This is a genomic window from Aeromonas sp. 604176 (assembly GCF_049170755.1).
GTDB lineage: Bacteria > Pseudomonadota > Gammaproteobacteria > Enterobacterales > Aeromonadaceae > Aeromonas > Aeromonas veronii_A.
In genome coordinates, this window is record NZ_JAAKNE010000029.1 from 33,198 (window position 1) to 41,817 (window position 8,620).

Below are 8,620 nucleotides of genomic sequence, written 5' to 3' on the forward strand. Positions count from 1 at the left end.
TTGCATTCCGGCTATGCCCTTGCAGCTGGTGCAATGGCCACCAAAGCAGGTCGGCTACGCCACCAGCGATAACCGGCAACCACAACCCGCTTATTGAGCTACGGAAAAAGCAAAGGGAGGCATTACGCCTCCCTTCGACTGATCACACAACCCAGTTACTTGGGTTGCAGCTTCATCTCCTGCAAATACTCCTGCACCTGCTGCTTGTAGTCCGCCTGATAGGAGAACTTGGTGCTGTCGCTCGCCGCAATCAGGTTCACAGCGGTGCAGAACAGGGTGGCTGCCAGCAGCCCCTTGCCAACCCACTGAGGATGGTTGCGGCTCCAGCTAACCAGCAACAGCAGGATCGGGAACAGGGCATAGGGGAATATCAGCATCAGGTGCCAATAGTTAAAGATGATGGGCGAGAGCGCCGCACTCACCAGCACAGCCAATACGGCCGCCAGCGCATAGAGGCCGAGCCAGCTCGTGCCGTCCACTGATGCACGGTCGCTGCGCAGCAGACGCGGCTTGAGATCCCGCCACAGTTGCCAGTTGGCCTTGGCCGCCAGCAACACGGTGGCAGAGCCCACCCCGTAGATCACCACCCGCCACAGCCAGACTGCTGTCATCTGCAAATATTCATGACCCGCCAGCCAGATGAACTGGGTGTCGTTGACCAGCTTGCTGGCAAACAGCCAGGAGCCGTAACGCAGCCAGTAGAGCACCGATTTCAGCACCGGATAGACATGCACCAGCCCCCATCCGATATAGCGCTGACGCGCTTCGGGATCGACGTTCTGGGTGATATGGCTGTTGCTCATCACTTCCATGGCGTAGGGGATCAGAGATGCACCGATCAGCAGGGCAGCGACCACCACCCCGCTCCAGCTCACCTTGAGGATGCGGCGCCAGAAGAGGTAGGTGGAGATCACAGCCAGCAGCGGCCAGGAGTAGTGCAACTGCATTGCCATACCGATAGCCAGCAGGTGAACAATCATGTGCCAGAATGAGGCCCGATCGCGCATATGCCAGGCCGACCAGCAGTGCATGGCCGAGAAGAGGAAGAGATAGGAGGGGTTGTAGAGCAAACTCTCATACTGGAACCAGGGGTTGAGCCAGCAGAGCACCAGAAACAGCAACCGCGCATTGCCCTTCGATACGGGGTCAACAAACACCTGGCGGATAACCGCATCAAATAGCAGAAAACCGACCAACCGCATCACCAGAAGCAACACCATGGGGGCATAGGGAGAATCCCACAGTAGCAGCGGCCCACCAATCAGCCAGGCCGACAAGCTCCCCGGCACATTGCCCACCGCACTCGCCGCATTGCCATAGCTGAGCCAGACCCCCTCATAGGCTCCAAGGTAACCCTTGTAGAGCATCTGGGTCTGGTCGCCGGTGAGGAGCTGATTAACAGAAAACAACCAGGAGAGCAGCAGCCCGGCAAATATACAGGCCGCGAATAATGCGTTATGGTAGCGCCCACTAAGACCAATCATTGATCCACACCTATTGAAAAAATTGCTAACGACTTTAACAGTTGCCACCTGATTTTGCTCGTTTACGATTCACATTTTTAGTAGATTTACCAGTCAGTTATGAGACCCGCGGAGCAGTTATGACCCCACCAGTTAAAAAGTTTTTATTCATTGTTGAAGACTTGTATGGTGGTGGTGCGGAAAAGGTTCTGCTCAATACCGCATCCTTGCTAAAAGATGCAGGTGTCGATGTTACCTTGTTTACCTTGCGGGAAAAAATAGACCATACGCTACCTGACAACATTCACCCGATTAATCTTGGCATTGTCACAAAGCTGACTAAAGCCATATCCAATGTTGCGGTTGAAAAAATACAAGCATCTCTGATCTTGAAAAAAGTCCAAGAGATCTCGCCTGACGTAATTATCTCATGCTCATGTGACAAAATTACCAGACACCTGCCTGATACACTGAATATTTATTACTGGATCCACGGAAATGTCACCGGCTTTGCCAAAGACAATGCCAAAGGATATGAAAAATTCAAGCGTTTCTATAATGGCAAGAAACTGATCTGCGTATCTCGTGGCATCGCGGACGACATTTTGCACAATGTAAGAGCCACACCAAAATCGTGTCAGGTTATCTACAATCCGTTTGATATCGAGAAAATTCAGGCGTTGGCCGATGAGCCTTTCAACAAGCCATTTGAAAAGTATTTTATCCATGTCGGCACCTTCGAAGAACGAAAACGCCACGATCGTCTCTTGCAGGCATATCAGCTAAGCGGCGTTGCTACGCCACTCGTTCTGATGGGCAAAGGGGAGCGACGCCCTCACATTGAAGCCATGATCGAGGAGATGAACCTTGCCAGCAAGGTGAAGATCATCGACTTTCAGAAGAACCCCTACCCCTATATCAAAGCCGCTCAGGCGCTCATCCTGACATCCGATGCTGAAGGGCTGCCAACAGTGCTTATTGAAGCACTCATCTGCCATACCCCGGTGATCAGCGTGGATTGCCCGTCTGGACCGGCAGAAATTCTTACTGGGCCACTGCAAGATAACCTTTGCGCCCTTTTTGACATTCCCAAAATAGCGCAAAAAATATCTCATATGGATATTGATAAAATGCATATACCAGATCATTTTTACAGCCCATTCTCTAGTACAGAGACCATAAAATCATTTATGTCACTTTAGTTTATTAAATTTAATGAAATAACATTGAAATGTCATTTTGAGAGCTAATCCAATGAATATCCTATTAATAGGTATTGATAACGCAGGGCTCATTACCCCGATAGTTGAAGAGATGCGACAACAAGGACACGTGGTTACATTTATTGAGAATGGAGAAATATCTAGATATGATTACCTGCACCCAGTAGAGAGAATATCAAACTTAATTTCAAAGGCTCTGTTTAAAAGAAATTTAAAACAAGAAAGAAGCTGGCTGTCGACCACCCAGTTTTTGAATGGTTTTACAAAAAACCGCCACTTCGATATCACTATCCTCACTAATCCTGATATTTACACGGCAGAACATCTGACACAGCTCAAAAAATGCACCAACAGGATGATTTGCCACCTGTGGGACAGTACTCTCAGAATGCCAAATAATATCAAAAACATTTCACTTTTTGATAAAGTTTTGAGCTTTGATCCGCAAGATGTTAAAAAATATGGCTTTACACCAGTAACTAACTACTATAAAAAGAATTTAACCCCACTCCAACCAAACAGAAACTATGATGGTGATGTGTTTGGTATTTTTAGCTTTGATCGTGAACGCTACGCCTTTATGACTGCATTTCTGGATGCCAACCCAGACTTAAAAATTAAAATCATGATTTATGTTGATCACCACCGAAAGATCAAAAAAATAAGAGACAAGAGAATCGAAATAATTACCAAGCCAATTACTGGTGATGAACTATTGGCAATCTCATCGGCTTATCACTGTATTCTTGATATAGGATACCAGTCACAAAAAGGCTTGTCTTTTAGATTCTTTGAGTCTCTTGCCTATGAACAAAAAATAATATCAAATAACAATACCGCAGAGACATTTCCGTTCTTTCATCCCAACAATATATTTTGCATAACAGATACAGATCTAAAAGTCTCACCTGACTTTTTAACGATCCCTTATCATCACATATCTGACGAGATAAAAAATCAATACAGACTAGATATATGGGTAAATAAATACATAAAGGCGATGCTTTAATTTTTATTCTGCACCAGGCTATGGTGCAGAAATCTAAATTATTGTGCTATGTACTGAACATACCAATCATTAAATTGATTCTCAAACTCCTCCATATTAATGTAGTTTACATTTTGTTCTTTTTTGGCATCAACATACATTACCATGGCTTTCTCAAAATTTGGTAACCACTCCCGGTTTTCACCTTTACCAAAATTATCATTATATATTCCAAATATAGGTTTTTTCAGCCCTGCGGCAATGTGTACTGTCGCCGTATCTACAGACACGATACCGATACTATTTCTTATTTGAGCGAATAGAACACCTAAAGAATGGGATGAGTCATGTGTGATAACTCTTTCCCTTAAGATATCAGGCATTCTCCTGATATTGTGTTCTGTTTCAATTTTCTTTATCGGTGGATAGAGCAAACATACATTATATCCAGGCTTGCTCAACATAACCTTCAGGATCTCGATAATTTTTTCATCATTAAATGTTCGTGAGCTGCCACTACCGTAAGGATTAAAACAGATTGTGGGATTATCAGGCCAGCTAGATTTAACGCTTGACTCATCTTCAAGATATTCTGGAACAATATAATCTGTATCGGGGTTATCAACCCCCATTTTATTAACGGCCAAGGCAAACTTCTGTGAGAAGTGAATATTCTTGGTTAAATGACCAATTTTAATATTCACACATTTTATTTTGTCATCTATACCAATAACATTTTTTACAGATAATTTTGAGATAAAGAAAATATCTTTCATCTTCATTTCATTAGTAAGATGAACAAGATATTCAATATCTCCTATATCTCTAGCCAATGAGGCGAGTGCTGCATAACTTGGTCTTTTCGGAATAGAATAAACTTCATCAAAAAGAAATTGGTTTTTAAATAAAGACCTCATCTCAGGGGTTGTAATTGCAACTACTTTTTTGCCTGGAAACTTCTTTTTTATTTCACGAGCGACCCAAGATGATACTATGGCATCCCCCAATTTGGCATCCCAACGAACAAAGACTATAGCACCATCTTTACTTGAAGCTGATTTCAAAGATCGGTCAAAAAGCACAATCCCTATTTTACGACGAATGATATCGCGCCATGATTGCAATTTCTTAATCATTTTCTTCCCTCCAAAGGCGATACCTTTATTGTGGTAATTAAAGCCGAAAATAAAAACATGAAGAATATCATCCCGGAGTTATGACTTATAAATGCTTGACTCAAGCTATAATCAACAAGAGTTAATGATGAAACCGCCAACATACTACTGACCAATAAGTTATCTCTATTTTTACTCGCAACCCAAAGTGGATAAAAGTACAGCAGAGCTAACATCAAGAAGCCTATAATGCCGCGTTTAGCCAATTCATCTAAAAATTGATTATGTGCATGTGAGTTAAAATTATAAATGAACTCGGATATAGAACCATTATTATATTGGTTTAATTGTGATAAGCGAATTCCGTTATTTCCCCAACCAAAAATTGGTTTTTCCAAAAAAGAGTTATATGCACTTTCCCACAACTGCAATCGAATGCCTAGAGATGTATCCGGATTCACACCATCAAAATAATGAACAACATCCGCTTTTGCATTATATATCCTATCCATTACGCCACTTTGCGGAAGCATAGCCAAGAAAAGCAACAAGGCACATACAGTGCTTGCATAGAGACCATCTTTGAGGGATAGCTGTTTTCTAAAATAAAAAACTATTGTAAACAAGACGATTGGAAGTAAAACCCAGCCACCTCTGGTCCCGGAGAGAAAACTGCCTATCCCCCCCATTAAAAATGAAAGAAGCATAAAGGCAGCAATGTTTTTCTTCCCTAAATGGCGGAACCAGAAAAAAGCACACAGACATAACAATGCCAATGTCATGCTGATGTTTCCTGACTGAATTGGCATGCTTTCATCAAAAGCTCGAGGCATTCCAAGATAAAACTTTTCATATATTGCGATTAGACCTGAGCTCACAGCTCCTATAGAGAGGCCAGCAATAAGAACGTTTATGTTAATGGGGAACACACTTAATAAAGGTAAGGTCATTGCAGCCATTAACAAACGACTTGGTCGATCTAACTCTTTGAGTGCGCCACCATCAATCCCGATTGATACTGCTTGGATGACAAAAAAAGAGATGAATATATATGATAATATTTTCACCTCTGAACTCATTGCCAAATAATATTTTTTACGCCAAAAGACAAAAACACTTGCCAAAACTAAAATGCTGGGCCCATATCCATAGCCACTGGGGACCGTTAAAACTATTGCGCCAAATAAAAAAGCTGCAAATTGCACAATAATATTTAGTCGTAGGCAATTTTTATCTAAATTCACAAGTTATTTCCTGAACACATAATTCCCACGAATTTTTCGCCACAGCCCGAATACATCGGTACGGGGGAAGATGGCAATCCGGCGGATCTGGAAAGGGTCCTGGTGCATTGCTTTGGGGCCGCTATTGGTAGCGACGGCAAAACGATACCCGGCGGCGATAGCCTGCTCCTTGGCACTCTCGTTCATATCTCCGTAAGGGTAGGCAAACGAGAGCAGCGGATGGCCAAGCAGGGCCTCCAGTTGGCGTTTATTCTCCTGAATTTCATGGGCTTGTTGTTCGGCAGTAAGTTGACTCAAGCGGGGATGGGTCAGGGTATGACCACCAATTTCCACATGACCGCTAGCGGCCAACGCCTTGACCTGCTCACCACTCATCAATGAAACCTTGGTGTCCGGATTGGTCGGATGCTCCACATCCCAACGGTTATAGCCTTCACCGGTGACCACGTACACCACAGCTTTGTAACCATATTTTTCCAGCAGCGGCAGCATGCGGGTCAGGTTGTCCTGATAGCCGTCATCGGCGGTGATCATCAGGTACTTCTTGCCGTATTGCAGACGGTGGATAAAGCCTTTGTCCGCCAAATCGCGGAAAGTCAGGGTTTCGTAGCCGAGCCACTTCATCAGTCGCAGATGCTTCTCGAACATGGTGATCGGCATCCAGGTACCATGCACCCCTTTCTCGCTGTCCTGTTCGATAAAGCGGTGGTACATGATGACGGGCATCTCGCGGCGCAGAGTTTCGACTACGGCATCCTGATAGATGGTTTCGAGGCCGGATACCACTCCCTGCAAGCCATACTCATCTTGAATGCGTTGCCGAATGGCTTCCGGCACCGTCTTGCTGGTCAAAGCGGTCTCGATTTCTCCCTTAAGGGCAGCAAAATCGATAGCCAGATCCTTGGGGCCGATATCGCCAAAATTGCTGGCCAGAGCATCATCTAGATTCTGTTCGGTCACCAGTCCAATGGCCCTGGCTTCACCAATGGCAAAGGCGGGCCGACCACAGAGCAGTGCTTCCATCGCCACCCGACCGGCACCTATCACCAAATCGCTGCCAGCCAGCAGAGCGGGAACATCATCGACGTACCCAACAAACTCGGCACGGCCTTCGAAACGGGCAAAGCGCTCCGGTACCTTGGTACCACTGACAATCCGCACCTTGCAGGCATCCAGATCGAGTACCTCGTCGAGCAGACGGTAACAGAGCTCCCCTTTGGGGCCGCTCAAACGGCCAATGATGGCGATCACCGGCTTGGGATTGTCCGGCGCTGGCACAGGCTGGAATTTGTCGGTTTCGATACCGTTGCGCAGCACCTGCACGATCGCGGGATCGACCCCCAGATTGTCGACAATCTGATGGGCAATATCCTCACAAACGGCAACTGCCCGATAGCCGAGAGCATGGAATGCCTTGCGCGAAGCGTGCACCGGCTGGCGACCATGAACCGTGGTGATCATCGGGGTACCAGTCAGCTTGCAGGCCACATAACTGCTCCAGCCGGAGGCGCGGGAGTGAGCATGCACCAACTGGATATGGTGCTTTTTGATGAGATAGATAAGGTAGAAGACGTGCCAGAAGCGGCGCAGAATGCTGCGCTTGTTGAATCTCAGCTTGAAGACTGGGCCAAGAGTCGGCTTGGTCAGGGTATCTGATACATAAAAGACGTTGTGACCACGCCGGGTCAGTTCGTTGCCGACCGTGGTGGCATAGACCTCAGCTCCCGTTACCTCGAGCTGGGAGAGTGCCATCAATATATTCATCGCGCGGTTACCCGGTAGAGAAGAGAGGAACGGCAAGCAGCCACAGAGACCAGAAACCGGAAGCAGGCGAGTGCCCACTTCCGGTTTTGCGCTCAAACTGCCGCGTTGTGCTCACCTGTTAGCGGTTGAGCCAGGCCATGTAATCCGCTACCCCTTCGGCAACGGTTTTAAACTCGGCGTCATAACCCACGCTGCGCAGCTTGGTCATGTCAGCCTGGGTGAAGCTCTGGTAGCGACCCTTGAGGTGATCCGGGAAGGGGATGTATTCGATAGACCCCTTCTGATGATGCTTGATCACCGCTTCGGCCACGTTCTGGAATGGCTCGGCACGGCCGGTACCGCAGTTGAAAATGCCGGAGTGCTGCGGGTTCTGCCAGAACCAGAGGTTTACCTTGCAGACGTCGTCGATATAGATGAAGTCACGCATCTGACCACCGTTCGGGAAGCCATCGCAACCTTCGAACAGCTTGGGATTCTCGCCCTTCTTCACCTGGGTGTTGAGGTGGAAGGCGACGGAAGCCATGGAGCCTTTGTGCTGCTCGCGCGGGCCGTAGACGTTGAAGTACTTGAGGCCAACGACCTGAGAGTTGATCTCCGGCATCCAGCGGCGCACGTACTGGTCAAACAGCTGCTTGGAGTAGCCGTAGACGTTGAGCGGCTGTTCGAACTTGGGATCTTCGATGAAGTTGTCGTTGCGGCCACCGTAGGTCGCGGCAGAAGAGGCGTAAATGAACGGGATTTCACGCTCGATGCAGTAGTGGAACAGATCCTTGGAGTACTCGTAGTTGACCTCCATGATGAACTTGCCGTTCCACTCGGTGGT

At 46.8% G+C, this 8,620-nt stretch carries 7 protein-coding genes; 2 read left to right on the top strand and 5 right to left on the bottom strand.

From position 1 onward, the window contains the following. Window positions 1-155 precede the first annotated feature (155 nt). Window positions 156-1,367 (bottom strand): 3-deoxy-D-manno-octulosonic acid transferase, encoded by a 1,212-nt coding sequence (locus tag G5358_RS07505; protein ID WP_421323887.1) that lies wholly within the window; start codon window positions 1,365-1,367, stop codon window positions 156-158. Between the two features lie 236 nt (window positions 1,368-1,603). Between G5358_RS07505 and G5358_RS07510 the strand changes: the two genes are divergently transcribed. After that, window positions 1,604-2,665 (top strand): glycosyltransferase, encoded by a 1,062-nt coding sequence (locus G5358_RS07510; protein ID WP_421172466.1) that lies wholly within the window; start codon window positions 1,604-1,606, stop codon window positions 2,663-2,665. Window positions 2,666-2,717: 52 nt separating this feature from the next. Further along, window positions 2,718-3,695 (top strand): hypothetical protein, encoded by a 978-nt coding sequence (locus G5358_RS07515; RefSeq protein ID WP_216952610.1) that lies wholly within the window; start codon window positions 2,718-2,720, stop codon window positions 3,693-3,695. 38 nt (window positions 3,696-3,733) lie between these two features. Here the strand turns inward: G5358_RS07515 and G5358_RS07520 are convergent, their stop codons facing one another. From G5358_RS07520 to rfaD, 4 genes are all read right to left on the bottom strand, one after another. Beyond that, window positions 3,734-4,810, bottom strand: coding sequence for a glycosyltransferase family 9 protein (locus G5358_RS07520; RefSeq protein ID WP_216952609.1), 1,077 nt, complete (start codon window positions 4,808-4,810; stop codon window positions 3,734-3,736). Beyond that, the gene (locus G5358_RS07525; RefSeq protein ID WP_421209186.1) at window positions 4,807-6,033 is read right to left on the bottom strand and encodes an O-antigen ligase family protein; all 1,227 of its coding nucleotides are present in this window, start codon (window positions 6,031-6,033) and stop codon (window positions 4,807-4,809) included. The genes G5358_RS07520 and G5358_RS07525 overlap by 4 nt, the downstream gene beginning before the upstream one ends. A 3-nt stretch (window positions 6,034-6,036) precedes the next feature. Next, on the bottom strand, window positions 6,037-7,797 hold the full coding sequence (locus G5358_RS07530) for a polysaccharide deacetylase family protein (RefSeq protein WP_421323885.1): 1,761 nt from the start codon (window positions 7,795-7,797) through the stop codon (window positions 6,037-6,039). Between the two features lie 118 nt (window positions 7,798-7,915). Then, window positions 7,916-8,620, bottom strand: a 705-nt coding sequence (rfaD, locus tag G5358_RS07535) for an ADP-glyceromanno-heptose 6-epimerase (protein WP_421323886.1), incomplete at its 5' end; no start/stop codon positions are given.

Coding starts and splice junctions, on each gene's coding strand:
- G5358_RS07510 (WP_421172466.1), top strand. CDS start 1,604: ATGACCCCACCAGTTAAAAAGTTTTTATTCATTGTTGAAGACTTGTAT.
- G5358_RS07520 (WP_216952609.1), bottom strand. CDS start 4,810: ATGATTAAGAAATTGCAATCATGGCGCGATATCATTCGTCGTAAAATA.
- G5358_RS07515 (WP_216952610.1), top strand. CDS start 2,718: ATGAATATCCTATTAATAGGTATTGATAACGCAGGGCTCATTACCCCG.
- G5358_RS07505 (WP_421323887.1), bottom strand. CDS start 1,367: ATGCTCTACAAGGGTTACCTTGGAGCCTATGAGGGGGTCTGGCTCAGC.
- G5358_RS07530 (WP_421323885.1), bottom strand. CDS start 7,797: ATGAATATATTGATGGCACTCTCCCAGCTCGAGGTAACGGGAGCTGAG.